A 26,998-nucleotide genomic window follows, 5' to 3' on the forward strand; every position below is an offset into this window, starting at 1 on the left:
TCCCCCTTTGTGTGAATGACCGAAACTGGCCCGTCCCCATGTCCGATAAGACCCCCGATCCTTCCGTCGCAGCCTTCAAGGAACAGCAGGACCGCTACCGCGATACCGTGTTTCTCCCCCGCACCGGTTTTCCGATGCGCGGCGGCCTGCCCAAGCGCGAGCCTGAAACGCTCGCCCGCTGGGCCGCGACAGGGCTGGACGAAAAGATCCGGGAGGCCGGGAAGGGACGTCCCGTCTTCACGCTTCATGACGGACCTCCCTACGCCAACGGCCACATTCACATCGGACACGCCCTGAACAAGGTGATGAAGGACGTCATCAACCGCGCCCATCGCATGTCGGGGTATGAAGTCCGCTATCTTCCGGGCTGGGACTGCCACGGCCTGCCGATCGAATGGCGGATCGAGGAACAGTACCGCAAGGCCGGCAAGGACAAGGATCAGGTGCCCTTGCTCCAGTTCCGCGCCGAATGCCGCCAGTACGCTGCCGAATGGGTGCAGAAGCAGGCTGAGGACTTCAAGCGTATCGGCGTGCAGGCCGAATGGGCCAACCGTTACGTGACGATGGACTTCAGCTCCGAAGCCAAGATCGTCGATGAGATCGGCAAGTTCCTGCTCAATGGCAGCCTCTATCGCGGCCTGCGCCCCGTCATGTGGAGTCCGGTCGAGAAGACGGCACTGGCCGAAGCCGAGATCGAATATCACGACATCGACTCCACCACGATCTTCGTGGCCTTCCCGATCATCAAGGACCCGACGCCCGCCCACGCCCTGAATGGCGTCTCGGCCGTCATCTGGACGACCACGCCCTGGACCATCCCGGCCAACCGCGCGCTCGCCTATGGTCCAGACATCACCTATGTCGTCCTGCGCGTCGATGAGACGAACGAGAACAGCCTCGTCCCACAGGGCGCGAAGCTGCTGGTGGCCGAGGATCGTGTGGACGCGTTCTGCACGGATGCAGGCATCACAGCACATCACGTTCTCTACACCCTGCCGGGCAATGCGCTCGAAGGTGCAGTCTGCGCCCATCCGCTGCGGGGTCGTGGCTATGAATATGATGTGCCGATGCTGCCGGGCGACTTTGTCACGACCGATGCCGGCACGGGCCTCGTCCACATGGCGCCGTCCCACGGTCAGGACGACTTCATGCTCTGCCGTCAGTACGGCATCGAAGTCCCCGAACTCGTGCAGGATGACGGCCGCTATGCACCGTGGGTTCCGCATCTGGCCGGCATCCATGTCTTCAAGGCAGCCGATCCGGTCTGCGACCTTCTGACCGAAGCCCGCCAGTCCGCCGAACATGACGATGCCCCGGCCACCGGCCTGATGGCCCGTGGAATGGTCCGTCATTCCTATCCGCATTCCTGGCGCTCCAAGGCTCCGATCATCTTCCGCGCCACGCCACAGTGGTTCATCGCGATGGATGGCCAGACGAAGCTGCGTGAAAAGGCCCTGAGCGCGCTGGACAACGTCACGTTCGTCCCCGAAGCCGCCCGCCGTCGCCTGACCTCCATGATCGAGCAGCGCCCCGACTGGTGCATCTCCCGTCAGCGCGCCTGGGGCGTGCCGATCGCAGTCTTCGTTGAAAAGCGCACCGGTGAAGTCCTGCGCGATGCGGCCGTCATGCAGCGTATCGTCGAGGCTTTCCGTGAAAAAGGGGCGGATGTCTGGTACGAAGCCGACCCGGCCATTTTCCTCGGCGCCGACCGTGATCCCGCCGATTACGAACAGGTCTTCGACATCGTGGATGTCTGGTTCGAAAGCGGCTCCACCCATCGCTTCGATCTGGGACAGGAAGGCCTGAACTTCCCGGCTGATCTCTATCTTGAAGGCTCGGACCAGCATCGCGGCTGGTTCCAGTCCTCCCTGCTGGAAAGTGTCGGCACGATGGGGGTCGCACCCTACAGGGCGCTCGTGACCAACGGCTTCGTCATGGACGAGCAGGGCCGCAAGATGTCCAAGTCGCTGGGCAATGTCGTGGCCCCTTCGGACGTGACCGACAGCCTTGGCGCCGACATCCTGCGTCTGTGGGTCCTCAACTCCGACACGAACGAAGATCTCCGCATCGGGCAGGAAATCCTCAAGCAGCAGGGCGAACTCTACCGCCGTCTGCGCAATACGCTGCGCTGGCTGCTCGGTGCGCTGGATGGCTTCACGCTCGAAGAAGCCGTGCCTTACGCCGATCTGCCGCCGCTGGAGCAGTATATCCTGCACCGCCTGACGGAACTGCGCGGCCTGATCGCCAGCGCGGTCGAGACGCATCAGTGGGTCGGTGTCTATCCGGCACTGCACGGCTTCTGCACCACCGATCTCTCGGCGTTCTATTTCGACATCCGCAAGGATGCGATCTACTGCGATGCCCCGTCCGATCCGACGCGGCGCGCGGCCCGCACGGTGCTGGACGCCCTGCATCGCGCCCTCTGCACCTGGCTTGCTCCCGTCCTCGTCTTCACGGCTGAGGAAGCCTGGCAGGCCCGCTTCGGCGAAGGAGAGAGCGTGCATCTTGCGCAGTTCTTCGAGCCGGACGCCGAATGGAACGATCCGGAACTTGGCAACCGCTGGGAAGACATCCGCGCCTATCGCCGCCTGATCACGACCGAGCTGGAAACCGCCCGCCGCGACGGCACGATCGGCTCCTCGCTCGAAGCCAGCGTTACGCTGCCGCTTTCGCAGGAAGAAGCCGGGATCTTCGGCGGGCTGGACTGGGCCGAACTGCTCATCACCTCCCATGCGGAAACCGAGCTGCTGCCGGGGGACACGGCTCATGGCGGTCCGCAGGTCGAGCGTGCGCCGGGCCATAAATGTGCCCGCTGCTGGAAGGTCCTGCCCGAGGTCGGCGAGAACGCCGAACATCCGGCCCTGTGCCGCCGCTGCATCGACGTGGTGAGTGCCTGATGTCCCTGTGGCATGAGGGCATGAGCCGGACCGGCCGTATGGTTCTGGGTCTCGCCCTGCTGGTTCTGGTCCTCGTTCTGGATCAGGCCAGCAAGGACTGGATCCTCTATGTTTACCATCTGCCGGACCGGGGGTCGGTCGAGATCCTGCCGTTCCTGAACTTCACAATGGTCTGGAACCACGCCGTGACGTTCGGCATGTTCGGCGGCCTCGGCAGCCGGGGACCGTGGATTTTCTGCGCGGTTTCCCTGATCGCCGTAGGGCTTCTGGTCTGGACCCTGACACGCACGAAGCGCACGCTCGTGGCGGCATCCTGTGGTGCGATTGCCGGTGGCGCCATTGGCAATGTCATTGACCGCCTGCGCTATGGGGCGGTTGTGGATTTCCTGCACGCCCATGCATTCGGCTGGTCATGGTATGTCTTCAATATCGCGGATTCAGGGATCGTCTGCGGCGTCATCGTCTGGCTGATCGACTCCCTGCTCGCGGAACGTCAGGCCGCGGCCAAGTGATGCGATTGCGGAACTTGTTCCAATGGCTTGCCCCCGCGTCGCGCGGACTGTAGGAGTGTTGCATCATGATCGCGTCCCAGGGGCCCTCCATGCGTCGTAACCGTCTTTCCGTTGCCCGTCTCAGTGTCCAGATGGGTGCCATGGCTTCCGTCGGCCTGCTGCTTTCGGGCTGCTCGGGTGCGGATGTCTCACGCGCGATCGGCCTCGAACGGGCCATGCCCGACGAGTACACCGTCACCACCCGCGCCCCGCTGTCGATGCCGCCTTCCGAGCAGATGCAGCTTCCCGGCGCAGCCGACGCCCACCGTCCGGACGAAAGCCCGCGGATGCAGGCGCTTGAAACCCTGTCGCCGGACACGGCCCTGCACCCGGATGCCGGACAGGGCAGTTCGGGCCAGAGCGCGCTTGTCGGGCAGGTGGACAAGTCCGCCAATGCGCCGAACAATGCCGAACTCGGGACGGCTGACGCGGGCTTCGTGGACAACCTGATGTTCTGGAAAGGTGGCAGCGCCGGTTCCGTCGTTGATGGAGACGCCGAAAACCGCCGCATCCGCGAAAACTCGGCTCTGGGCCGCAACCCGGCAACAGGTGCGACCCCAACCGTCCGCAAGAAGAAAGCTTTCCTGGGCGTTCTCTGAATACCCTCCGTCCCGTCTGTCCTGATGACCGGGCAGAAGGGACGGCCCTGTCTGCCGTCCGGACTCTGTCCGGACGATGAGGAGGCATCGTGTCCGAGGCCCCGTCCTTTTCCCGCCCCACAATCCGTCGTCTTTCCGGCCATGTCATTGACCTGATTGCAGCCGGCGAGGTCATTGAACGCCCCGCCGCCGCTCTCAAGGAACTGGTGGAGAACGCTGTTGATGCCGGCGCAACCCGCATTGTAGTTGCCCTGCGCGCTGGCGGGACGGACCGGATCGACGTCACCGACAATGGCTGCGGCATGACCCCGGCCGAACTGGAACTGGCCGTCGAGCGGCACTGTACCTCCAAGCTTCAGGACGACCGCCTCGTCCAGATCCGCACGCTGGGTTTTCGGGGCGAGGCATTGCCGTCCATCGGCGCCAGTGCGCGCCTGTCCATCACGTCCCGTACGCCGGAGTCAGACACTGCATGGTGCATCCGCGTCGATGGCGGTGTCATCACGCCACTACAGCCTGCATCCGGTCCGGTTGGCACGCGCATCGTCGTGACAGACCTGTTCTTTGCCACCCCGGCACGACGCAAGTTCCTCAAAAGCGCCCGGGTCGAGAGCGGCCATGCCGAATCCGTCATGCGTCGTCTGGCCCTGTCCGCGCCCCATTGCGCCATGCGCGTTCTGCTGGACGACAAGGTTCTGTTCGACCTGCCGGAACAGAGCCCCATCGCCCGCACGGCCGCTGTTCTGGACACGACGCCCGACACGCTGATCCCGCTCGATGAACAGCGCGGTTCTGTCCGTCTGTCGGGTTTTGCCTGCGGCCCTGCCCGGACCCGCGCCACCGGGTCGGGCCAGTTCATTCTGGTCAACAACCGGCCTGTCACGGACCCGATGCTCCGCACAGCCATCCGCGTGGCCTATCGTCCCGTCATTGAGCGTGGCCGCTTCCCGGTTATGGCGCTGCATCTGAAAGTGCCGCTGGAACGGCTGGATGTGAACGTGCATCCTGCCAAGACCGAACTGCGCTTTGCCGATGAAGCCGAAATCCGGTCTCTCGTCATTGGCGGTCTGGGCCGGGCGCTGGGTCATGGTTCGAATGGCGGTGGCGGCATTCATGCGAGCTTCGGTTCGCGCCCGTCCATCGTCTATCCGCCCCGCCTGCCGGAGCCACGGGACGCATCGGCCTCCGTACCGCTACAGGGCAGCCTGCCGACCGGTTATGCCCCACGGTCTTCGCCTCTGCGGGACGCTACTCCGCCTCTGGCCCGACCGGGTTTTGCGGAAACAGATCCGGCTTTTGCTCCCGCTGCCCGTGCTCCGCAGCAGCCAGAAGCCCTCGATCCTGCATTCCCGCTCGGTGCCGCCATTGCGCAGGTTTTTGACACATACATTCTGGCCCTAGCACCCGATGGCGACCTCGTTCTCGTGGACCAGCATGCTGCCCATGAGCGCCTGACCCATGAGCGTCTGCGCGAACAATATGCCAGTGGTGGGACATTGCGGTCGCAGGCCCTGCTTCTACCGGAAGTGGTGGACCTGCCGCGTCGCGAGGCGGAAGCTCTCATGGCGCGCGCGGAGGAGCTTTCGAAGCTCGGGATCGATCTTGAATCTTTCGGTCCCGGCAGCGTGCTGCTGCGCTCGGTTCCCGCTCTTCTGGGGGCACAGGACATTCAGGGGCTTCTGAAAGACGTGGCCGACGAACTGGTCAGCGATCCGGATCTGGCCCCTGCAGGTACGGGAAGTCTTTCGCATCATCTGGATGCCATTCTGGCGCGGATGGCATGTCACGGCAGCATCCGCGCAGGTCGTCGTCTCAAGCCTGAGGAAATGGATGCCCTGTTGCGCGAGATGGAACTGACACCGCGTGCAAATACTTGTTCACACGGACGACCAACCTGGCTCAAACTGACACGGCGTGAACTTGAACGTCTTTTTGGACGCGTTAAATAACACGCAGGGTTGAAGAGCGGTTTCTTGCAACACCATGTTAGGACCAGCTGCGATCACTTTGGCGGTAGGAAAGACAACAGAATGTCAGCGTCCCTGAAAAGTAGTTCCGAGGTCAGCAACGCCTCGCTCATTCATTCCCTCCGTGCCATCGTGGGCGCGCGCCACGTCCTGACCAAGCCGAGCGCAACCTACCGTTTCCGCAAGGGCTTCCGATTCGGCATGGGTGACGTGGTTGCGGTTCTCCAGCCCAGCAGTCTGGTGGAGCTGTGGCGCGCCGCAAAGCTCTGCGCCGAGACGGGCCGGATCATCATCATGCAGGCCGCCAATACCGGCCTGACCGGCGGTTCTACCCCTGACGGCAATGACTACGACCGCGATGTCGTCATCATCAGCACGAACCGTCTGGACGGCATCCACCTGATCGGTCAGGGCAAGCAGGTCGTCTGCCTGCCGGGCTCCACCCTGCATGATCTGGAAGAAAAACTGGCTGCGATCGGTCGCGAACCCCATTCCGTGATCGGTTCGTCCTGTATCGGCGCCTCGGTTCTCGGCGGCGTCAGCAACAACTCCGGCGGCGCGTTGGTGCAGCGTGGACCGGCCTTTACCGAGATGGCCCTGTTCGGCCAGATGGGCGAGGACGGCAAACTCCATCTCGTCAATCATCTCGGCATCCGTCTTGAAGGCAATCCCGAGCAGATCCTTGCCGCCGTACAGGCCGGACAGCTTCCGGAAAGCGCCATCGACTGGAAAGCCGGTCGCGGTCATGACGAGAACTACGCCACCCATGTCCGGGACGTGGATGCCGACACTCCCGCCCGCTTCAATGCCGATCCCAACCGCTGGTATGAAGCCGCAGGCTGTGCGGGCAAGCTGGTCGTGTTTGCTGTCCGTCTCGACACGTTCGAAGCCAACAGGAATCCGGGCGTGTTCTATATCGGGACGAACAACACATCCGACCTCGAAGACCTCCGCCGTCACGCCCTGACCCATTTCGACGAGCTGCCGATCGCCGGTGAATACCTGCATCGCGATGCGTTCAATATTGCCGAAAAATACGGCAAGGACACGTTTGCGGTCATCCGCTATTTCGGTACGAAATACCTGCCGATGTTCTTCTCCATGAAGTCCAGGTTCGACGTTTTCGCGCAGCGCCTGCCATTCCTGCCGGATCATTTCAGCGATCTGGCAATGCAGTTTATCAGCCGCTTTCTGCCGAAACAGCTTCCCCAACGCATGTGCGACTACCGCGACCGTTTCGAGCATCACCTGATGCTCAAGGTCTCCGCCCATATGACCGCACCCGTCCGTGCCTATCTGGAGCAGTGGGCCTCAAGCACAGGTGGCGCCTTCTTCGAATGTACGCCGGATGAAGGCACGCGCGCCTTCCTGCACCGCTTCGCCGCAGCCGGTGCCGCCGTGCGTTACCGTGCGGTCCATACGAAAACCGCTGAAGACATCGTAGCGCTCGACGTTGCCCTGCGCCGCAACGACCGTGAATGGTTCGAGGTCCTTCCCAAGGAAATCGAGGACCGGATCATCGTCAAACTCTATTACGGCCACTTCTTCTGCCACGTGATGCACCAGGATTACGTGATCAAGAAGGGTTACAACGCCATGAAGGTGGAGCACGACATGCTTCCCGGACTGGATGCCCGCGGGGCGCGCTATCCGGCGGAACACAATGTCGGACATCTCTACAAAGCGCCCGAGGAAATGGTCGAGCATTACCGCAGCCTCGACCCCTGCAACTGCTTCAATCCGGGCATCGGTCTGGCGACAAAGAAGCGGAACTGGGTTGCCGAGAGCGTCTGACGCGCTCCCGGTTCTCCCGGCCCGGTTTTTTCAGAATGAGGCGGTCAGGTTCATGTTGAAGGACCGCCCCATTCCGGGCAACGGCCCCAGAACACCCGTGGCATCGTAATCACCCAGCGAGAGGCCGCCAAGCGGCAGGTAATATCGCTGGTTCAGTACGTTCGCCAGTTCGGCATTGAGCGTGAAATACCGCCAGCGATAGCTCCCCCCAAGCCCCAGCAGCGCGTAGCCCGGCGTGCGGGGCTCGTTGCGCAGCCAGTCCACGGTGTCCTTGGATTTCACGAGCGTTACCTCGACGCGACCCGTCCAGTTCTCATAGGTCTCGTGCAGCCCGATCACGCCATTTGCCGGCATCTGGTGATACAGGCCCGAATGCGTCACCAGATCCACGCCGCGCACCCAGTTGATGTTTCCGACAAGCTCGCCCCGTCCGTAAGCCGGTCTGTCCCAGAGGCGTACGGACCCTGAGGCGTTGATGCCGTAGCTCTGCGCACTGTGGTTGACGAAACCCAGCATCGACAGCCCGTTCGAAAAGCTCTCCAGTCGCCGGACGTTAATGTAGTTGTGCGTGTAGGTGTAAAACGGCTGGATTTTCAGGTCCCAGCGCTGCGTCGGGTTGGGGTCATGCCAGTTCACCGTCACGCTGGCCGTATTGGCGATTTCGGGCGACAGATTCAGGTTTCCCACATAGCCGTTGCCATCGCCAAACCAGCCGATCATGCGCGTCGCCATGCTGCCCATGCCCCAGGCATAGCGCTCATACAGGTTCGGTGAGCGCGTCTTGCGGGCATAGCCCCCTTCAATGGACAGACTGTCCAGCGGCTTCCAGCGTCCTGTTGCCGTGACGTCGAAATTGACGTCCGTCCGGCCGCGTGACGTCTTGTTGAATGTCTCGGCTGCGGCCGCATCCGCCATCGACATCATGCTGCTCCAGGAATAGGGCGCGACTTTCCCGGTATTCATCATCACCACATCATTGCGGAACCCGAGCTGCGTGGAAAAGCGCGGCAGCCACTGCGCATCCCATTCCGCGAAATGTCCCAGCCGGTTCCGATGGCCGTTATTGATGTTGTGATAGGTGCCAGGTCCCATCATCATGCTGCGCTGCACAGGCGGCCACCAGTCGTTCAACCCGTTATGGTCGAAGGAACTGCCCAGCTTGAGCGTATGTTTAAGCCCGAGCGGAATGGTCGCCTTGATCGCATAGGCCGCCGTCCGCGCGTCCGTGTTCATCGGCATACCCGTGGTGGCACTATGGCCGCCCTTGTCTGACAGCATATCCATGACATGCGTCACTCGCTGCCAGGATCCGCGCACATCCAGCGTGCCCCAGTTGAAATCGCCCTTGTACTTGCCGTTCACGAAAGTGGACCGGTTGTTCGTCATGTCCATATACTGGTTGGGAAAGCCCTCATACGGGATGTCCTGCTGCCCAAAGGTCAGGGCCAGCAGATGATTGGCTTTCTTCACGCCCAGCGTCACTGCATGGTTGAAGCTCAGATAGTCCGTGGACCGCACATGCTGCCCGTTCCCGCCAGCCTGATAGTCGCTGGCATGGGAATAAGACGCTGTATAGCGCAGGCTGAACATGTCATTGGCGACCGTCAGGGAACCCGAAGCCCCTGACCCGCCGCCATTGCTGCGATAATCGCCACGCACATGCCCCGTCACGAGGATATTGCCTGTCTTGGCGAATAGCGGGTCTTTCCGTTCGACCTCCACGGTGCCGCCGATACTGTCCCCGCCCAGACTGACAGGCGTGATGCCCGCAATCGCCACGGCATGGGACACGCTGTCCGGATCGACATAGGACATGGCCGGGTTCATGTGGTTCGGGCAGGCCGCATCGATCCGCATCCCGTCCACGAGTGTCGCCACGCGGTCATCGGCCATGCCGTTCAGGACGGGGAGGGCGGAAACACCGCCTGCGGAATAGGTGCTGTAGCCCAGCGCATGGTCCAGAAGATGCGCCGTATCCGCGCTGGTCGTTCGCGGCTGGCGCATGCCGATGACGCTCAACTGTTCGGCCTTGCCAGCTTCAACAGACTCTGGCGGGGCAGCGTCATCCTGCGCAGACGCTGATGGAAAAGTGCTCAGGGAAAAAGCGATGGCGGCAAGAAGCGTGCAGGCACGGCATGCGCTTCCGTCTGCACGGACGCTGAAGAGAGGGAGCATGATCCACATCCTCGACTGGTCTGAAAACCCAGTCACGGCGGATCACGCCCTGAAGGCCCGCTTCAGAAAAGCAGACCGCAGAACCCTTTATCCTCCGCCATGACCACGATAGAGTTCAGACGAGGCAGGGAGGCCCTCGGGACGGGGGAAGCAGACGCCGGATCGCCGGCGGTGCACGTGGCGCACCGGGTTTCTGCCGGATCAGGCGTCCGACGGTTCCACAACCCGGCATGACAGGCAGGCTGGCAAGAATAACAGCCAGAAGCTGCAACAGAGGGCAGAGCGGACAACTGCCATCATGGGAATGGTGGTGAGAATGATGCCCGGACATCATACCCGGCATTGGTTCCGCCATCACCGCAGGTAACGGCGCAATGTCGATTCCCGTCAGGCGCTCGATCGTCGCCCGTGGGCTTTCCTCGGGATAGGCACATCCCTGAAGAACCAGTTGCCCCAGAAATCCCAGCAACACCGCGACGATGACCGCAAGCGCACAGGCGCGGGACCGTCGGGTTGAAGGGAAAGGATGGGCAGACATGATGCCCGCATCTGGCGCCCGAGCTACGGCCCGGTCAAGGGAGCAGAATACGGCCCATCCCTATATTTCCGCCGGTTTTCAGCTGATGACGGTCAGTGCAGCGGCTTCTGCCGACCCGTCAGGACATTCCCGGCCGAAGCCGCGGCAATGCACAGCACGCCCATCCAGCGCATGATGGATAGCGCCTCATGCAGGAAAATGAATCCTGAAAGCGCACCCAGCATGGGCTCCATGCTCAGCAGGATGCCCAGATCACGCGGGCTCAGGTTCCGCATGGCCATCATGTCCAGGATATAGGGCACTGCCGAGGACAGGACCGCAACGCTCAGCGCGGCGCCGCCCTGCCAGGGATGGGTCAGAACCGTCGGGATCGTGGGGATCAGGCAGGGCAGCAGGATGATCGCCGCCGTGCTCATGCCCAGAGTGGTCGCAACGGGCGCAGGAAACATCCTGCCCATCCGCGTGCCCGTCAGGATATAGACCACCCAGCCGCACCCGCTCAGAAGAGCCGCCGCTACGCCGAACAGGTTGAGTGACGACAGGCCGACCGTCGCGCCTTCCGGTCGCAGCAGCAGAAACAGTCCCAGAACCACAAGCCCGGCCCAGCACAGATCCAGCCATCGGCGTGACCCGACCAGTGCCAGCGTAAGCGGTCCTGTAAACTCAAGCGCGACAACAACGCCGAGCGGCAGCCGGACCAGTGCCACATAAAAACAGAAGTTCATGACCGCAACAGATGCGCCATAGGGCAGGAGCAGCTTCACGCGCTCGACCGTCAGGGTCCCCCGCGTTGGTCGCCAGATGGACAGCAGGATCACGGCCGCCAGACACACGCGCAGCCCCACCATGCCGGTCGGACCGAACAGGGGAAACAGCCCCTTTGCCAGCGTTGCGCCGATCTGAAAGGAGGAAATCCCTCCGATCAGACATCCGACGGCCTTGAGCTGGCTATGAGACTCCGTGGTACTGGCCGGTGACGACACGCTCAGACGTCGAGCTCGTCAACGGACCGGGCATGTTCCTGAATGAAGCGGAAACGCAGCTCCGGCTTGCGGCCCATGAGGCTTTCGACACGCTCACTAGTTGCCAGACGGTCCTCGGCCGGGGTGATAACCCGCAGAAGCGTACGCCGGGCCGGATCCATGGTCGTTTCCTTGAGATCCTTCACCGGCATCTCACCCAGGCCCTTGAACCGGGAGACCTCGACCTTCGCATTCGCCTTGAAATCGGTCTTGATGCGCCGGACGCGGTCCTGATCATCCATCGCATAGACCGTCTTGGGCCCATGCGTGATGCGATAGAGCGGCGGCTGCGCCAGATGCAGGTGCCCGTGACGGATCAGCTCCGGCATCTCGCGATAGAAGAACGTCATCAGAAGCGAAGCGATATGCGCCCCGTCCACGTCGGCATCCGTCATGATGATGACGCGCCCGTAGCGCAGACGGCTGATGTCGAACGATGCTCCGATGCCGCAGCCCAGAGCCTCGGTCAGGTCCCGAAGTTCCTGGTTGGCCCGCAGCTTGTCGGTTGTCGCGGAGGCCACGTTGAGGATTTTTCCCCGCAGCGGCAGCACGGCCTGCGTCTCGCGGTCACGGGCCTGACGTGCCGAACCACCGGCCGATTCGCCCTCCACGAGGAACAGTTCCGTCTCGGCTGCATTTTCGCGGGTGCAGTCCGTCAGCTTGCCTGGCAGGCGCAGCTTGCGCGTCGCGCTCTTGCGGGCCGTGTCCTTGACTTCGCGGCGGCGCAGACGCTCTTCCGCCCGCTCCACCATGAAGGCCAGCAGGGTGTCAGCCTGTTGCGGATTGCCGCCAAGCCAGTGATCCACACGGTCACGCAGTGCGCCTTCGACCAGCCGTGAAGCTTCCTGTGAGGTCAGCTTGTCCTTGGTCTGGCCCTGGAACTGCGGATCGCGGATGAAGACCGAGAGCTTGGCAGCCACGGAGCCAAGGACATCCTCGGCCGAGATCGCAGCAGCCCGTTTGACCTTGCGCTGGTCGCCCCAGGCGCGCAGCCCCTTGACCAACGCCGCCCGGAACCCGGCCTCATGCGTGCCACCCTGCGGCGTGGGAATCGTGTTGCAGAACGAGGAGAGCGAGGCCGTACCGCTCTCAAGAAATGCCACCGCCCATTCCACGCGCCCGCCTGTACGGCCGTCTGCCGCAATCGGCAGCTCGACGTCGCCGGCCCAGATCGGCGTCAGCAGATCCGGATCCGGTCCGAGCTCTGCCGAAAGGGCGTCTTCCAGACCGTTGGGGAACTGGATGGTGGCCTCGACCGGTGTCTCGTCCCCGGCCTTGATGAGGGACGGCTCGCATTTCCACTGAATCGTCACCCCCCGGAACAGCGCGGCCTTGGAGCAGCACATCCGGTAGAGGCGCGCAGGGGAGAAATGATGATTGCCAAAAATTTCCGGGTCGGGCGTGAAACGCACCGTCGTCCCGCGGCGGTTGGGCGCATTGCCGACTTCCGCCAGCGGCGCCAGCGAGACACCGCGCACGAAGTCCTGCCGGTACAGCGTCCGGTCCCGCGCGACCTCGACTTCCAGCTTCTCGGACAGCGCATTGACGACCGAACTGCCGACGCCATGCAGGCCGCCGGAGGTGTCATAGGCCTTGCCGGAGAACTTTCCGCCCGCATGCAGCGTGGTGAAGATCACCTCAAGCGCGGATTTCTTGGGAAATTTCGGATGGGGATCGGTTGGAATACCACGGCCATTGTCGCGCACCATGAGCGTGCGCGGGCCTTCCAGCCGGACATCGATGGTCGTGGCGTGCCCCGCCACTGCCTCATCCATCGCATTATCAAGGATTTCGGAGGCCAGATGGTGATACGCGGTATCATCCGTGCCGCCGATATACATGCCCGGACGGCGCCGGACGGGCTCAAGCCCTTCCAGCACCTCGATGTCGTGGGCGCCATATTCCGTGTCGACCGTCCCCTTGCGGGTGCCGCCGGCCCGGGTTTTGCCTGTCTTTCCTGACTCGAACAGATCGCTCATGTCTGCGTTGTCGCCGTCCCGTCACGGAACGTCAAGCGAACGCTTCGCGACAGGATCAGAGATTGGCTCAGGCGCGGTTCGTGCGACGGGTGGTGGCCCGCTTCGTTACGCCCTTGCGGGAGTGGCGATCCACCGTGGCCGGGGCTTCACAGCTCTCATAAGAGGCCGGCTGGGCGACGTCCTTGGCTTCAGCGTAATGCGCCAGGTCGGACGCGGTTTCCAGCGCGTCGATCTCATCGAACATGGCTTCGCGCTGCTGGCAGAACACCGTGCCGGATTTCAGGCCACCCAGCGACTGGATGTCAGCAAGCTGCGTGATGTAGTCGTCATGCTCGACCTGGGCGCGACGGCCATAGGTCGTGCGGAAATAGCTGTTCAGACGCTCATCGGCGCTCAGCAGGGCCGGGCGGAACTTGCCGACAAAGGCATTGTAACGCTCCTGCGCCTTGCAGGACAGCGCCGTCACCATCAGCTCGGACTTCAGGCCGGCCACATCGAAGGCTTCGTGAGCGGGCGAATTGCCACAGTCCGCAGCGCGGGCGGACAGGGGATGAACGGCAGCAAGCGTAGCGCAGGAAAGCCCGACAGCAAGCAGGCTCTTGAAGGAACGACGAAAGATCGACGGCATTGACAGACTCCACAAGACCGGATCGACCGGCCACAACCACTGGAACAGACTACCCGCGGTCGACCCCCTGCGAAAGCTGATTCTGCGTCTGAGGAACGTGCGGCAAGCCCTTAATCCGAAACATGATTTCGTGGCAGAAAATGGGCGCATACCCTCTCAACACCAATTTATCCGCCATCAGGCATAAAATACCGTCAAAATGGTCGCTGTCCCTTCACGCAGTCTTTCGCCCCGTGCTGTCCTGTTCTACATCCGAACGTCTGTCCGCCGTGAAAACGCGGCATGTCCAGTCACGATGCGTTGGAGTTGACCGTGCGTCTGCGAGGTTCTGCCATTACCCTGGGTTCGGCACTTGTCGTATCCCTGCTTCTCTCCGGTTGTGCCCAGCAGCCGATCGTCCAGCGTTCCGTGGCTCCGAATCCCTTCGGCTACCAGCGGACCTCCGCTGTCTGTCACGTCTCCGCCGTCAAAAAGGCCGCTGACGGGACAATGAGTGTCGACATGACGGTCCGCAGTGATGACGGACTGTGCTCCATCGCCATCCAGAAGCCGATGGGTGGCAACTATGCCTCCTTCGGTGTCAGTCCGGCGCCGACACACGGCAAGGCCTTCCTCTACAATTACGATGGCAAGACCTACGTGGACTACACGCCGGCTACGGCCTATGCCGGAACGGATTCGTTCACGGCCGAGCTGATCCCCGGTGGCGGCCAGAAGCGCGAGCACCTGACGATCCACGCCACGGTCGACGCAACAGGCGTTGTTGTTCCAAAGCCGCCTGCCGTTGTCGCCCCGACACCGACCAAGACGACCACCAAAAAGGCGACTGTCCGTCACACGGTGCGCCGCAAGAAATAAGCGTCCATCCCGCTGATGGATCCAAAAGGGCGGAGAGATCTCTCTCCGCCCTTTTTTCATGCCTGACAGTCACAAAAAAAACCGGCGGCCTCACAGGAGACCGCCGGCTGGCCGGATCGCGGATAGACCGTCTTACTTGAAGTCGATTTCTACCCGGCGGTTCTGGGGTTCGCGGGTATTGGGGCCGGTAACCACCAGCGGGTGGCTCTCGCCAAAACCCTGCGTCGTGATCAGCCCTGCGGCTACGCCATCACGTACCAGCTCTTCCTTGACCGTGTTCGCACGACGCTGCGAGAGCGCCATGTTGTAGGCCTCGCCACGGTGTCCGGGATGGGCGGCCGAGGTGTCGGTATAGCCGCTGACCTCGATATGCGTGACCTGCACGGACGTGGAATTGCGTGCCGCAGCAGCCACCACAGCTTTGGCGCGGGCGCTCAGCTCAGCCGAATCCCAGTCGAAGAACACCAGATAGGTGCGGGTGGGGGCCGGGGCAGGGATCGGCATGGGAGCGGCAACCGGTTTCGGCGGCGGGGGCGCCGGATTGAACTCGTAGCGCAGCCCCAGCATCAGGGAATGATTGAAGTCCGTGCGGGTATCGCGGTTACCGCTGGAAACCCCGAATTCCTTGGTCTTGTCCCAGCCACCATAAATACCGGTTGCCGTGGCATGATGCCCGTTCGGGCCCATCAGCGTGTAGAAGCGGTATTCCGCCGTGGCCGACAGACCCACGACCCAGGGAACAGGGAAGGACAGACCGAAGATACCCTGATAGGCAAAGTTCCCGGTCGTGCCGCCCACGTGCTGGTCAAAAGCGCCGTTCGGAGCATGAACATAGGTGTTCATCGCCTGCCAGCCATAGCCGATACCGGCGCCAAAATACGGGAAAACCCAGGATTTGCCGATATCCATGTCGAACAGCGCATTGGCCATGACGCCATAGCCCTGCTGACGGCCACCGACGGATGACGGGAAGGTGCTGGAGCGGAACTGCTGCAGGCGGTTGTTGCGGTAGTTGCCTTCGACTTCGACCCGGAAACCGTTTCCAAGCCCATAGCCGAGGCTGCCAATCCCGGTTACGCCGGCCTGGTAATGGTCGCGTCCGCTCGGAAAGACAGGGGACAGGCGTGCGGTCTGGTCCTGATTGAAGCTCGCACCGCCTTCACCTGCAACATACAGGCCTTTGACGGGCTGTGCGGTTGCGGCACCCATGACGAGAATCGAAACGCCTGCAGTGAACCCGGCGCGGGTAAGCCAGGTCCTGACAACGGATCGTTGCGTCATGTCCATTTCTCTCCAACCAGCCAAATCTGCCAACCTTATCTGTGTGTGTTCTTGCCGAAAGCTCGGACGATGGCAACGCATCACACAGCACAATGCCGCATCATGCGGTTTTCTTTATGACAGGTTCGCCATGTGCTGTGTCTTCCCTCCCACAGTTTATGCCTCTTCGTCCAGATCGAGGCGCCGCGATCCGAGCGTCCGCTCCACGGGTTGGGAGACATCCCGCATCTCCAGTTCGATGATCCACAGGTCCGGGTCATATTTCTTCTGGCGCTCCAGATAGGCGTCCACACTGGCCGGATCGTGGGCGTCCACGCGGGCCCAGTCGGAGCCGTCTTCCCGCAGGACGCCGAGTCCGCCCGAACGGTCCGTCAGGACGATCAGAACCGCACCGGCGTCTTCGTCACCTTTCTTCAGGACCATGGCAGACGTGCCGTCCGAGGAAATACGGCGTAGGACAGCCCGTACCCACAGTCCCGTTTTCAATCGTGCGCCCATGACTGTTTTCCGTTCATCCTGCAAGGTTAGTGGAGGGGCGCGCTGTTCTCGTCAGGAACAGACTCCAGAGCCGCCCTGTAGGCGGCGGGGGAAGACAGCAGTGCCCTCGCTGCGTCGATGTCGGCGTCCGAACCGATGGCGGCCGGACAGTGCTTCCGGATCTCGAGGATTTTCGAAACCGGAACCGGGTAGCGGGCCGCGCGCGCCATCTGCACGGCTTCGGCCTGCAGGGTGTTTCCCTGCTTGAGCGCAGAGATCTGGGCCTGCAGGGAGTCCGTGCCGAGTGACGTGCAGAGTTGCGGCATGACGCCCAGCCCCTGGATCGGCCAGCCGAGAGGAGCCTGATTGCGACTCCACGTCACGAAGAGTTCGCCCCCGTTCGGCATCTGTCCGATCACCTGCACGAGTCCCTTGCCCAGCGTCTCGCTGCCGATCACGACAGCGCGGCGATGATCGGCCAGGGCGGAGGCCAGGATTTCAGCAGCACTCGCTGTCCGTCCATCCACGAGAATTGCCACGGGTGTCCCATTGGTCATGTCCCCACCCTGAACGGCCCAGATGTGGTTGGCCAGAGGGTTTCGGCCATGCGTGGTCACGGCAACCCCGTGATCCAGCAGCAGGGCCGCCGTGGTCACGGCCTGCTGGAGGACGCCGCCACGGTCTCCGCGCAGATCGATGATGATTCCCGCGGCCTTCTTTCTGTCTGCAGTCTGTGAGGGCGCATCCGGCGTCGGCTCATCTACGACCTGATCAATGTACTGGCTGATTTCCTCGGCTGTCTGGGTCGAAAAGGAGGTGACGCGCAGAACGGTGAAGGGCCCGTCCGTCGAGGCAAACACGGTCTCGGGGGGCACCTGCGCGCGTTCCAGCCGAACGGTCGTCGTCCGGTGTCCCTTCGCGGCGATTCCCAGTGTAACGGACGTATGTTCGTCACCATCCAGCCATGCCTGGACCGTGGCGACATCCTGACCACGCGTCGTCCGCCCGTTGACGGAAACCAGACGCTCCCCCATGTCCACGCCGGCTTCCCAAGCGGGGCCGTTGGCATTGACGGCGGTGATCACGATCGTCCGCCCGCTCTGTCCCAGGCTCAGACCGACCGTTCCCGTATTGCCCGTCCGCCGGGTGCGGTCCGACATGGCGGGCGAGGGGCCAAGATAGCGGGAATAGGGATCGAGATGATTGAAAAGCTCGTCAAAGAAACCCTGCAGAAGGGCATCTGATCCGGCGTCGCGCAGGGTGGAGGAGTGCTGCCAGGCTGCCTGCATGGCAGCCGTGACCAGATCGGCCCATGCGCCGTTGCTGTCTGCGGCAGGCATGGTCCGGCTGAATATGACCGTCTGCCCCTGAAGGACGTTCAGCACAGCCGGTGTATGCGCGGATGCGTCAGCAGTCTTTTCCGCTGCCATGGCAGCACCCGGAGTATGCGCGGTTGCGGGTTCCGAAACTGCAGACTGCGTTTCGGTAACGGACAGCGTCGGGTCAATGGCTGTCAGACCATCCAGCCCCCAGACACAGAAATCCCGCGCGGAATGGGCTTCAAGCGTGCGTGGCTCCAGAAAGCCGAGGGCTGCAACCAGAACCTCCCGTGTGACGGAGGCTGAAAATGTAGGTGGGACAGGTGTGGGCGTGGCGGCGGACGCGGCCTGCCCAGCAGCAGGAGCCGGCTGTGATCTTGCGGATCCTGTCGGGGCTACCAGAAGAAACATGCAGACCACCAGACACAGGGCCGGGTGACATGCCGCCTCGCGGCTGCGCGGCATGAAAAAGGTCATAGGGCGGACGGCATGACGCAAGACGGGGTCCTTGGAGACGGGACGGCAAAAAACGGCTGCTCCCGTAACGTGACCACGCCACAAACTTCAGCCACGGTAAAGACTTGCCAGACCGAATGTGGGGTCGGGAGTGCCATCTGGCAACACTGCCGACCCGATCTGTTCTCAGTCTTCCGACGACGTGTCGGAGACAGTCTTACGCTTCCGCGGCGTTGTGGTTTTCGTCTTTGTGGCGGTTTTGGCCGGACTGCGCTTTGTCGCCTTCTTCGGAGCCGCCTCATCACCTTCCGCAGACGCAACGGCTTTCTTGGCCTTTGCAGCTTTTGGAGCGGCTTTTTTGGTCGAAGATTTTTTTGCGCCACCTTTCAGTGGTTTGCCCTTCTCCGCCAGAAGCGCCACGGCCTCATCCAGCGTGACCTCGTCCATATCCTGCCCCTTCGGCAGGTTGGCGATCAGCTGGCCATGCTGCGCGTACGGACCAAAACGTCCCTTGCGGATCATGACCGGTTCGCCGTCTTTCGGGTGCAGTCCCAGATTGCGGATGGAGGCCAGTTTCTTGGCCAGCGCATCCACGGCACGGTTCAGCCCGACGGTCAGGACGTCATCGTCCTTGTCGAGCGTGCCGTAGATGGCGCCCATCTTCACATAGGGTCCGAACCGTCCCAGACCGGCCTCGATCTTCTCGCCTGTCTCGGGATGAAGCCCGACCAGACGTGGCAGGGACAGCAGCCCCAGCGCCTGTTCCAGCGTCATGGTGTTGCCGTCGAGACCCTTGGGAATGGTCGTCCGCTTGGGCTTGGCTTTTTTGTCTTCGGGGTTCGGCTCTCCGCGCTGGATATACAGACCGTAAGGCCCGCGGCGGATCGTGACGTCTTCACCGGTCTCCGGATCCTGTCCCAGAACTTTCGGGCCGTCATTCAGCCCTTCGGTATCGCCTTCCTCGGCCACCAGACGGCGGGTGAACTGGCAGGTCGGATAGTTCGAACAGCCGATGAAGGCGCCGAACTTGCCCAGCCGCAGACCCAGTCGCCCGGTTCCGCAGGACGTGCAGACGCGCGGATCGGCGCCATCGGGACGTGGCGGGAAGAAATGCGGTCCGAGGTCTTCGTCCAGTGCGTCGATGACGTCCGAGATCTTCAGATCCTTGGTCTGCGCCACGGCAGCCGAGAAGTCATGCCAGAAGGCGGCCATGACATCATGCCAGTCGGCCCGGCCGCCCGAAATGTCATCGAGCTGCTCTTCGAGCGAGGCCGTGAAGCCGGTATCAACATAGCGCTCGAAGAACGACGTCAGGAATGCCGTGACCAGACGGCCGCGATCTTCGGGAACGAAGCGCCGTGCGTCCAGGCGCACATAGTTGCGGTCCCGCAGCACACCGAGGATGGAGGCATAGGTCGAGGGACGGCCAATGCCGATCTCTTCCATTTTCTTGACGAGCGAGGCTTCCGAATAGCGCGGCGGCGGCTGGGTGAAGTGCTGCTCGGCCTCCACAGTCCCCGTCGTCAGGCGGTCGCCTTCCTTCATGGGCGGCAGGAGCTTGCCGTCCTCGTCTTCGGCCTTCGTGTCGTCACGGCCTTCGATATAGAGCTTGAGGAAGCCGTCGAACGCGATGGTCGAGCCCGTGGCGCGCAGAAGGGTCTGGCCGCTCGCATCCGCCAGCGTTACTGCCACCTGATCCAGTTCGGCCGACTGCATCTGCGAGGCGACGGAGCGCTTCCAGATCAGCTCGTAAAGCTTCTTCTGCTCCGGCGTCAGGGCATGGGCGACCTGTTGCGGTGTGAGGAACACGTCCGTCGGGCGGATGGCCTCATGGGCTTCCTGCGCATTCTTGGCCTTGGTCGAATAGCTGCGCGGATAATCTGGAACGTATTCGTCACCGAACGCCTTGCCGATATGCCCGCGGATGGCCCCGATGGCTTCCTTTGCCATCGTCACGCCATCGGTCCGCATATAGGTGATCAGACCGGTGGTCTCGCCACGCAGATCCACACCTTCATAAAGCTGCTGGGCCGTGCGCATCGTGGTCTGCGCGCTCATGCCGAGCTTGCGCGAGGCTTCCTGCTGCAGGGTGGACGTCGTGAACGGCGGCGGCGGATTGCGCTTGGTGCGCTTGCGCTCGACGGAGCGGACCGTGAACTGTCCACCCAGAACGGTGTCGCGCGCACCGAAAGCCAGCTGCTCGTTGTTCAGGTCGAACTGGTCGAGCTTCTCGCCCTTCAGATGCGTCAGACGTGCCTGAAACGCCGCTTTGCCCGGGGTCGTGAAGCCGCCGGTGACGGTCCAGTATTCCTTGGGCCGGAAGACTTCAATCTCGGCTTCGCGCTCGCAGATCAGGCGCAGAGCAACGGATTGCACGCGCCCCGCACTCCGGCTGCCGGGCAGCTTGCGCCACAGGACGGGAGAAAGCGTGAAGCCCACCAGATAGTCCAGCGCGCGACGGGCCAGATAGGCGTCGATCAGCGGACGGTCCAGCTCACGAGGCGCTGCCATCGCAGCCGTGACGGCTGATTTCGTGATTTCGTTGAAGGTGACGCGATGGACGTCGACGTTCTTCAGAAGCTTCTTTTCTTCCAGAACGCTGCGGACGTGCCAGGAAATCGCCTCACCCTCGCGATCCGGGTCAGTGGCGAGGTAAAGGTTCTTCGCCCCCTTCAGCGCCTTGGTAATGGCAGAGATCTGCTTTGCGCCGCGCTCGTCCGTCTGCCAGCTCATGGCAAAGTTCTCGTCCGGGCGCACGCTGCCGTCCTTGGGCGGCAGATCCCGCACATGGCCGAACGAAGCGAGCACGGTATATCCGCTTCCCAGATACTTGTTGATCGTCTTGGCCTTTGCCGGGCTCTCGACCACCACAACGTCCGTCATCGCCACTCCGGTATTCCGCGTCACTTCAGTTCGGCAGCAACGCCACGCGTCCGCCGGGCACAAACTCCACGACCCCTCCGAGCTCCAGCTCGGCCAGCGTCGCAAGCACTGCCGACACGGAGAACTGGCAGCGGCGCACCACCTCGTCAACTGCTACAGGTGTTACGGACAGAAGCGCACACACTGTTTTCTGGATCACATCCGGATCAATCCAGTCATCTTCTGGCGCCGCGCCCCATGCGACTGAAGGCTCGGAAAACCCCGTCAGAAGCGGGTTGTGGCCTGGCGCGCGCTGCCAGGGCGCCAGCTCACGCGGGGGAAGTTCTAGCGGCAGGGCCTGAAGAATATCACTGATATTTTCTGTCAGCGTCGCCTGGCCCGTTTTCAGTAACTGGTTTCCACCCCGTGACCGCGGATCAAGCGGCGAACCGGGCACAACCAGAAGTTCACGGTTATAGGACTGGGCGAGATCAGCCGTGATCAGCGTGCCGGATCCAAGCATTGCCTCGATGATCAGGCAGGCCTGCGACATTCCGGCAATCAGGCGGTTACGCCGCGGAAAATGGCGAGCCTGGGGTGCAGTGCCCAGCAGCGCTTCCGTTACCAGACAGCCCCGCTCGGCAATCTGCTGCTGCAGGGAGGCGTTCTCAGGCGGATAGACATGATCCAGCCCACCCGCGATGGCCGCGACCGTCAGTCCGGGATGAAGAGCTGCGGCATGGGCCGCCGAGTCGATTCCCCGTGCCAGCCCGGAAATCACGCAAAGTCCGGCATGTGCCATCTCGGCTGAAAGGCTCTCCGCCATCCGGATCCCTGCAGCCGAGGCATTGCGCGCGCCCACAACTCCCACGGCGCGGACCGACAGTTTGCGCACGTCTCCAAGCGTGAACAGAACCGGCGGGGCATCGGGGACGCGGGACAGGAGAAGCGGGTAGTCCCGGTCGCTGCGGATCAGCATGTTTCCGCCCAGTTTTTCAAGGCGTTCCAGCTCCTCCGTCATGCGTGAAACGGATGGAATGACAGGCTCTTCCCGGCGCCCTGCCTTGCGCATCCGGGCAGGCAGGGCCGCCAGAGCTGCACCGGCGCTGCCATATTGCGTCATCAGTCGCGCAAAGTTGATGGAGCCGACACCGGGCGTCCGCGCCAGACGGAGTGCGTCGATTCGGTCTGTTGCGGACATGACGGGAAGGGGAGCTAGAGACGCTGTCATAAGATCTTTTTCTTAGGACAGATTCCTTAACAGGTACTTAAAATCTAGCGCCGGGAAGCCTGATCCACGTTCACACGCGGCTCCCGTCCTGTCAGAAGCCGGGCGATATTACCTGAATGCCGGGCCCAGATCAGCAGCGAGACAAGAAGCGTCGCCACGGAGATCGGTGAATGCAGCGGATGACCCGATAACAGAACCATCAGCACGGGAGCCAGAAGGAACGCCGCCAGCGCCCCGGCTGAGGAAATCCGGCTCAGACGCGCGACCAGCAGCCAGACCGCGCAGCAGGCCAGCCCAACCGGCCAGGACAGAACCCAGATCGTGCCCAGTCCCGTTGCAACGCCCTTGCCGCCGCGGAAGCCGAGCCAGACCGGAAAGCAGTGTCCGATCACGACGGCCACGGCCGCTACGGCCATGGTCGTCTCATTCGCCCCAGGAAAGAAAAACCGGGCGATCAGGACAGCCACTGCCCCCTTGAGGGCATCAAGAAGAAGCGTGGCCGCTGCCAGTCCACGGCGTCCCGTACGCAGGACATTGGTCGCGCCGATATTGCCCGATCCGATCTTGCGGATATCCCCGCCGCCGGCCAATGCCGTCAGAAGCAGACCGAATGGAATGCTGCCGATGACATAGGCCACGAGAGACAGGAGGATCAGCTGTGCCTGAAAGCCGCTCATGCAGCCGCATCCGGCTGGTTATCGGCCGTGAAGACCTCCACACCGCGTTTGAACGTGCGCAGGACACGGCCTTTCAGGTTCCGTCCATCAAAAGGCGTGTTCTGCGCCCGACCCGGAAGTTCCCCGGCTATGACGGTCCATGATTTGTCCGGATCGAACAGGCAGAGATCGGCATCGCTTCCGACTGCCAGCGTTCCGGCCTCAAGACCGAGCAGGGCTGCCGGAGCGGACGTCACCAGTCGCAACGCATCAACCAGTGGCAGCCCGGCGCCGAGCGTGACGCCCATCAGCGTGACCAGCCCCGTTCCACCGGCCCGCGCCTGTGCAAACGGCAGCCGCTTGTCGTCGGCGTCCGCCGGGGCATGATCGGAGGCTACGGCATCAATCGTCCCATCCGCCAGCGCAGCACAGACGGCCTTACGGTCCGCTTCGTTGCGCAGGGGAGGCGACAGTTTCGCATAAGTGCGGAAATCGCCGATATCGTCTTCCGTCATCGCGAAATAGGGTGGTGCTGTATCGCAGGTCACACGAATGCCGCGGCTTTTGGCCTCGCGGATCAGATCCAGTCCCTCCGCCGTCGAGACATGGGCAAAATGCAGGCGCGCACCCGTCATGTCCGCCAGACGCAGGTCGCGTGCGATCATGATGGCCTCGGCTGCTGCCGGAACCTGGGGCAGCCCCATCCGCACGGCGCGCGCGCCAGCCGTGGCACAGGCGCCCTTGGCCAGCGACGGCTCTTCCGGATGCTGAACGACGATGGCGTCAAGAAAACGCGAATAGGACAGCAGATTACGCATCTGCTTGGCATCAGCGATGGCCCGCGTTCCATCAGTAAACGCGACCGCTCCGGCGTCCCGCAGCAACCCGAGTTCGGCCATCTCGCCGCCCTCACAGCCGCGCGTCAGCGCACCGTAAGGATGGATCGAGACCATACCCGTCTCTTCGCCCCGAACGCGCAGCAGATGAACCAGCGCCGGATTGTCGATCGGTGGTGACGTATTGGGCAGAACCGCCATCGTCGTGATGCCGCCCGCTACGGCCGCTCGCGCGCCAGAGGAGACGCTCTCACGGTATTCCGAGCCCGGCTCCCCGAGCGCCACGCGCATGTCCACCAGTCCCGGACACAGGACTGCGCCCGCGCCATCGATGACCCGCGCTCCTTCGGGGACCGATCCATCTTCGCAGGCGACGATCTTCCCCTGACGCACCACAAGTCGTCCGGTCTCATCGCGACCCGAGGCCGGGTCGATCAGGCGGACATTTTCAAAAACGATATTACTCATACCGGCATCCGTGCCCGGGACAGGCGGTCCAGAACCGCCATCCGCACGGCCACGCCCATTTCAACCTGTTCGGAAATCACACTCTGGTCCGAATCCGCCACGTCCGACGCGATTTCCACCCCGCGATTCATCGGCCCCGGATGCATGACGAGCGCGCCAGGTTTCGCCAGCGCCAGACGCCTGCGATCCAGCCCGAAGAAACGGAAATACTCGCGGGCACTAGGCACCAGACCGGCGCCCATGCGCTCTTTCTGAAGCCGCAGGGACATGATGACATCCGCGCCTTCAAGCGCCTTGTCCATGTCGGAATACAGCTCGACATTCCCGAGCTCCGCAATGGCGGCGGGCAGGAGCGTCGGCGGTCCAGCCAGACGGACCCGGTTTCCGAACGCCGTCAGCAGATGGATGTTGGAGCGCGCCACCCGGCTGTGCCCGACATCACCGCAGATCGCGACGGTAAGGCCCTCAAGGCGGCCGAAATGACGGCGGATCGTCAGCGCATCGAGCAGCGCCTGTGTCGGGTGTTCATGCGTGCCATCGCCCGCATTGACGACACTGGCCTCCACCTTCTGCGAGAGCAGGGCAGGGGCACCGGATTGCGCATGCCGCACGACCAGCAAATCGCAGCGCATGGCGTTCAGCGTTGCTGCTGTATCCAGCAGCGTCTCGCCCTTGTTCACCGAACTCGTGGCGACGGACATGTTGATCACATCCGCGCCCAGCCGCTTGCCCGCGAGTTCGAAACTCGTGCGGGTGCGGGTGCTGTCTTCGTAGAACAGGTTGATGACCGTCCGTCCCCGCAGCGCATCACGCGGCGCAGAACGCGAGCGGCTCAGAAGCGCGTAGCTTTCCGCCAGATCGAGGAACGGCACGAGCTGTTCGGCCGACAGCCCCTCGATTCCCAGCAGATGCCGGGGGACGGAAGGCTGCTCAGGCATCGACAGACCCGGAAGCGAGAACGGCGGCAATGCGGGCCAGGACCTCGTCCTGACCCAGAGCCGACAGCGTCAGGTCAATGCCCGGAGAGGTCGTAGAGCCCGTCATGGCAGCGCGCAGCGGCTGGGCCACGGAGCCGAGCTTGATTTCGTGCTTCTCGGCATAGGCGCGCAGCGTGGCGTCGATGGCTTCGGGCGTGAAATCCTTGAGAGCGGCGAGTTCCTTGCCGACGCCTTCGAGAACCCTGCGTCCATCCTCGCCGAGCAGCTTCTCGGCCTTGGGTGTGAAGGTCAGCGGCAGGGTGAAGCCTGCAAAAGCGGCATTATCCGCCAGTTCCACCAGCGTCTTGGCGCGTTCCTTGAGGCCCGGCATCATCGCAAGGATGCGCGCGCGGGTTTTGTCGTCCGTCCCCACACCTTCTCGGCCCTGAAGGCGCTCCATGACGTCATTCGTCAGGCGCGTATCATCAGCCTGACGCATCCAGATTCCATTCAGATGCGCCAGCTTGACGTAATCCATGCGCGATGGGGACCGGCCCACGCCGTCTAGATCGAACAGCTTGATCTGCTCTTCACGGGAGAGGACTTCGGCATCGCCATGACCCCAGCCCAAACGCAGCAGGTAGTTGCACAGGGCTTCCGGCAGATAGCCTTCCTCGCGGAAATCCACGACTGACTGTGCGCCGTGACGCTTGGACAGCTTGGCGCCATCCGGTCCGTGGATCAGCGGCAGATGTGCGAAATGCGGCAGGTCCCAGCCCATGGCGCGATAGATCATGGCCTGACGGAACGTGTTCGTCAGGTGATCGTCACCGCGCATGACATGGGTGATCTCCATGTCATGATCGTCAACAACCACGGCATGTAGATAGGTCGGCGTGCCATCGGAGCGCAGCAGGATCAGATCGTCCATCTCCGCATTCGCCACGCGGACTTCGCCCTGCACCAGATCCTTGATGACGGTCTCACCTTCGCGCGGTGCCTTGAGACGTACCACATAAGGTGCGCCCTCGGGGGCCTCGGACGGATCGCGGTCCCGCCAGGTGCCGTCGTAACGGGGCGGGCGCTTCTCGGTCATGGCCTTCTCACGCATGGCGGTCAGCTCTTCCGGCGTGCAGAAGCACTTGTAAGCCTGCCCCTTTGCCAGAAGCTCCAGCGCGACTTCCGTGTGGCGGTCCTGACGTGCGGACTGGAAAACCGGCTCCGCATCTGCCTCGATCCCCATCCAGGCCAGACCGTCAAAGATCACGTCCACGGCTTTCTGGGTGGAGCGTTCCTTGTCGGTGTCCTCGATCCTCAGAAGGAATTCGCCGCCGTGGTGGCGTGCAAAGAGGAAATTGAACAGGGCGGCGCGGGCATTGCCGACATGCAGCAGACCCGTCGGGGAGGGGGCAAATCGCGTACGGATGGTCATGTCACCGTCATATCACGCTCTGCCCTGCGCTTCCATCCGCCAGCACAGGGTCCTG

General features: G+C 62.8%; 20 protein-coding genes. 6 read left to right on the forward strand and 14 right to left on the reverse strand.

What is annotated here, in order from left to right:
* Positions 1 to 38 precede the first annotated feature (38 nt).
* The 5 genes from ileS to dld all read left to right on the forward strand — a co-directional run bounded on the left by ileS (position 39) and on the right by dld (position 7,808).
* Positions 39 to 2,897 carry an isoleucine--tRNA ligase gene (ileS, locus tag HKD24_RS08370; RefSeq protein WP_194259883.1) on the forward strand — a complete coding sequence of 953 codons (2,859 nt, stop codon included), beginning with the start codon at positions 39 to 41 and terminating at the stop codon, positions 2,895 to 2,897.
* The gene (lspA, locus tag HKD24_RS08375; RefSeq protein WP_062507634.1) at positions 2,897 to 3,409 is read left to right on the forward strand and encodes a signal peptidase II; all 513 of its coding nucleotides are present in this window, start codon (positions 2,897 to 2,899) and stop codon (positions 3,407 to 3,409) included. The genes ileS and lspA overlap by 1 nt, the downstream gene beginning before the upstream one ends.
* Before the next feature lie 65 nt (positions 3,410 to 3,474).
* On the forward strand, positions 3,475 to 4,047 hold the full coding sequence (locus HKD24_RS08380) for a DUF3035 domain-containing protein (protein WP_062507636.1): 573 nt from the start codon (positions 3,475 to 3,477) through the stop codon (positions 4,045 to 4,047).
* Positions 4,048 to 4,136: 89 nt separating this feature from the next.
* On the forward strand, positions 4,137 to 5,996 hold the full coding sequence (mutL, locus tag HKD24_RS08385) for a DNA mismatch repair endonuclease MutL (protein WP_194259884.1): 1,860 nt from the start codon (positions 4,137 to 4,139) through the stop codon (positions 5,994 to 5,996).
* A gap of 81 nt (positions 5,997 to 6,077) precedes the next feature.
* Complete coding sequence (gene dld / locus HKD24_RS08390; protein WP_194259885.1) at positions 6,078 to 7,808, forward strand: D-lactate dehydrogenase; 1,731 nt, start codon at positions 6,078 to 6,080, stop codon at positions 7,806 to 7,808.
* 30 nt (positions 7,809 to 7,838) lie between these two features.
* Here dld and HKD24_RS08395 read toward each other — a convergent pair whose 3' ends face one another.
* The 5 genes from HKD24_RS08395 to HKD24_RS08415 all read right to left on the reverse strand — a co-directional run bounded on the left by HKD24_RS08395 (position 7,839) and on the right by HKD24_RS08415 (position 14,150).
* Positions 7,839 to 9,983, reverse strand: a complete 2,145-nt coding sequence (locus tag HKD24_RS08395; protein ID WP_194259886.1) for a TonB-dependent receptor — start codon at positions 9,981 to 9,983, stop codon at positions 7,839 to 7,841.
* Positions 9,984 to 10,098: 115 nt separating this feature from the next.
* Positions 10,099 to 10,521, reverse strand: a complete 423-nt coding sequence (locus tag HKD24_RS08400; protein ID WP_194259887.1) for a DUF2946 family protein — start codon at positions 10,519 to 10,521, stop codon at positions 10,099 to 10,101.
* A 92-nt stretch (positions 10,522 to 10,613) separates the two neighbouring features.
* Positions 10,614 to 11,504 (reverse strand): EamA family transporter, encoded by an 891-nt coding sequence (locus HKD24_RS08405; protein WP_194259888.1) that lies wholly within the window; start codon positions 11,502 to 11,504, stop codon positions 10,614 to 10,616.
* A gap of 2 nt (positions 11,505 to 11,506) precedes the next feature.
* Positions 11,507 to 13,522: a DNA topoisomerase IV subunit B gene (gene parE / locus HKD24_RS08410; RefSeq protein WP_194259889.1), complete on the reverse strand. Its 2,016-nt coding sequence runs from the start codon at positions 13,520 to 13,522 to the stop codon at positions 11,507 to 11,509.
* Between the two features lie 67 nt (positions 13,523 to 13,589).
* Entirely contained in the window at positions 13,590 to 14,150 is a 561-nt protein-coding gene (locus HKD24_RS08415) for a hypothetical protein (protein ID WP_062507642.1), read from the reverse strand.
* A gap of 312 nt (positions 14,151 to 14,462) precedes the next feature.
* Here HKD24_RS08415 and HKD24_RS08420 point away from each other — a divergent pair, with 312 nt between their 5' ends.
* Positions 14,463 to 15,008 (forward strand): Ig-like domain-containing protein, encoded by a 546-nt coding sequence (locus HKD24_RS08420; RefSeq protein ID WP_194259934.1) that lies wholly within the window; start codon positions 14,463 to 14,465, stop codon positions 15,006 to 15,008.
* 132 nt (positions 15,009 to 15,140) lie between these two features.
* Here HKD24_RS08420 and HKD24_RS08425 read toward each other — a convergent pair whose 3' ends face one another.
* The 9 genes from HKD24_RS08425 to gltX all read right to left on the reverse strand — a co-directional run bounded on the left by HKD24_RS08425 (position 15,141) and on the right by gltX (position 26,943).
* Positions 15,141 to 16,289, reverse strand: a complete 1,149-nt coding sequence (locus HKD24_RS08425) for an OmpA family protein (RefSeq protein ID WP_194259890.1) — start codon at positions 16,287 to 16,289, stop codon at positions 15,141 to 15,143.
* Positions 16,290 to 16,445: 156 nt separating this feature from the next.
* On the reverse strand, positions 16,446 to 16,787 hold the full coding sequence (locus HKD24_RS08430; protein ID WP_062507646.1) for a DUF1491 family protein: 342 nt from the start codon (positions 16,785 to 16,787) through the stop codon (positions 16,446 to 16,448).
* Between the two features lie 26 nt (positions 16,788 to 16,813).
* A complete protein-coding gene (locus tag HKD24_RS08435) occupies positions 16,814 to 18,550 on the reverse strand; it encodes a S41 family peptidase (RefSeq protein ID WP_228124267.1) in 1,737 nt (578 codons plus the stop codon).
* A gap of 177 nt (positions 18,551 to 18,727) precedes the next feature.
* Positions 18,728 to 21,424 carry a type I DNA topoisomerase gene (gene topA / locus HKD24_RS08440; protein WP_194259891.1) on the reverse strand — a complete coding sequence of 899 codons (2,697 nt, stop codon included), beginning with the start codon at positions 21,422 to 21,424 and terminating at the stop codon, positions 18,728 to 18,730.
* A gap of 25 nt (positions 21,425 to 21,449) precedes the next feature.
* Complete coding sequence (gene dprA, locus HKD24_RS08445; RefSeq protein ID WP_194259892.1) at positions 21,450 to 22,634, reverse strand: DNA-processing protein DprA; 1,185 nt, start codon at positions 22,632 to 22,634, stop codon at positions 21,450 to 21,452.
* Between the two features lie 44 nt (positions 22,635 to 22,678).
* On the reverse strand, positions 22,679 to 23,311 hold the full coding sequence (plsY, locus tag HKD24_RS08450) for a glycerol-3-phosphate 1-O-acyltransferase PlsY (RefSeq protein WP_194259893.1): 633 nt from the start codon (positions 23,309 to 23,311) through the stop codon (positions 22,679 to 22,681).
* Positions 23,308 to 24,594, reverse strand: coding sequence for a dihydroorotase (locus HKD24_RS08455; RefSeq protein WP_194259894.1), 1,287 nt, complete (start codon positions 24,592 to 24,594; stop codon positions 23,308 to 23,310). The genes plsY and HKD24_RS08455 overlap by 4 nt, the downstream gene beginning before the upstream one ends.
* On the reverse strand, positions 24,591 to 25,532 hold the full coding sequence (locus tag HKD24_RS08460; protein WP_194259895.1) for an aspartate carbamoyltransferase catalytic subunit: 942 nt from the start codon (positions 25,530 to 25,532) through the stop codon (positions 24,591 to 24,593). The genes HKD24_RS08455 and HKD24_RS08460 overlap by 4 nt, the downstream gene beginning before the upstream one ends.
* Entirely contained in the window at positions 25,525 to 26,943 is a 1,419-nt protein-coding gene (gene gltX / locus HKD24_RS08465) for a glutamate--tRNA ligase (protein WP_194259896.1), read from the reverse strand. The genes HKD24_RS08460 and gltX overlap by 8 nt, the downstream gene beginning before the upstream one ends.
* Between the last annotated feature and the right edge of the window lie 55 nt (positions 26,944 to 26,998).

This window comes from Gluconobacter vitians, from assembly GCF_015244565.1.
Taxonomy (GTDB): domain Bacteria; phylum Pseudomonadota; class Alphaproteobacteria; order Acetobacterales; family Acetobacteraceae; genus Gluconobacter; species Gluconobacter vitians.

What these genes read in the sequence shown, in the direction of transcription:
- HKD24_RS08435 (WP_228124267.1), bottom strand. Translation starts at nt 18,550, where the DNA reads ATGCCGCGCAGCCGCGAGGCGGCATGTCACCCGGCCCTGTGTCTGGTG.
- HKD24_RS08395 (WP_194259886.1), bottom strand. Translation starts at nt 9,983, where the DNA reads ATGCTCCCTCTCTTCAGCGTCCGTGCAGACGGAAGCGCATGCCGTGCC.
- HKD24_RS08380 (WP_062507636.1), top strand. Translation starts at nt 3,475, where the DNA reads ATGATCGCGTCCCAGGGGCCCTCCATGCGTCGTAACCGTCTTTCCGTT.
- plsY (WP_194259893.1), bottom strand. Translation starts at nt 23,311, where the DNA reads ATGAGCGGCTTTCAGGCACAGCTGATCCTCCTGTCTCTCGTGGCCTAT.
- HKD24_RS08415 (WP_062507642.1), bottom strand. Translation starts at nt 14,150, where the DNA reads ATGCCGTCGATCTTTCGTCGTTCCTTCAAGAGCCTGCTTGCTGTCGGG.
- ileS (WP_194259883.1), top strand. Translation starts at nt 39, where the DNA reads ATGTCCGATAAGACCCCCGATCCTTCCGTCGCAGCCTTCAAGGAACAG.
- dld (WP_194259885.1), top strand. Translation starts at nt 6,078, where the DNA reads ATGTCAGCGTCCCTGAAAAGTAGTTCCGAGGTCAGCAACGCCTCGCTC.
- dprA (WP_194259892.1), bottom strand. Translation starts at nt 22,634, where the DNA reads ATGACAGCGTCTCTAGCTCCCCTTCCCGTCATGTCCGCAACAGACCGA.
- HKD24_RS08430 (WP_062507646.1), bottom strand. Translation starts at nt 16,787, where the DNA reads ATGGGCGCACGATTGAAAACGGGACTGTGGGTACGGGCTGTCCTACGC.
- HKD24_RS08400 (WP_194259887.1), bottom strand. Translation starts at nt 10,521, where the DNA reads ATGTCTGCCCATCCTTTCCCTTCAACCCGACGGTCCCGCGCCTGTGCG.
- lspA (WP_062507634.1), top strand. Translation starts at nt 2,897, where the DNA reads ATGTCCCTGTGGCATGAGGGCATGAGCCGGACCGGCCGTATGGTTCTG.
- HKD24_RS08455 (WP_194259894.1), bottom strand. Translation starts at nt 24,594, where the DNA reads ATGAGTAATATCGTTTTTGAAAATGTCCGCCTGATCGACCCGGCCTCG.
- topA (WP_194259891.1), bottom strand. Translation starts at nt 21,424, where the DNA reads ATGACGGACGTTGTGGTGGTCGAGAGCCCGGCAAAGGCCAAGACGATC.
- gltX (WP_194259896.1), bottom strand. Translation starts at nt 26,943, where the DNA reads ATGACCATCCGTACGCGATTTGCCCCCTCCCCGACGGGTCTGCTGCAT.
- HKD24_RS08425 (WP_194259890.1), bottom strand. Translation starts at nt 16,289, where the DNA reads ATGACGCAACGATCCGTTGTCAGGACCTGGCTTACCCGCGCCGGGTTC.
- parE (WP_194259889.1), bottom strand. Translation starts at nt 13,522, where the DNA reads ATGAGCGATCTGTTCGAGTCAGGAAAGACAGGCAAAACCCGGGCCGGC.
- HKD24_RS08460 (WP_194259895.1), bottom strand. Translation starts at nt 25,532, where the DNA reads ATGCCTGAGCAGCCTTCCGTCCCCCGGCATCTGCTGGGAATCGAGGGG.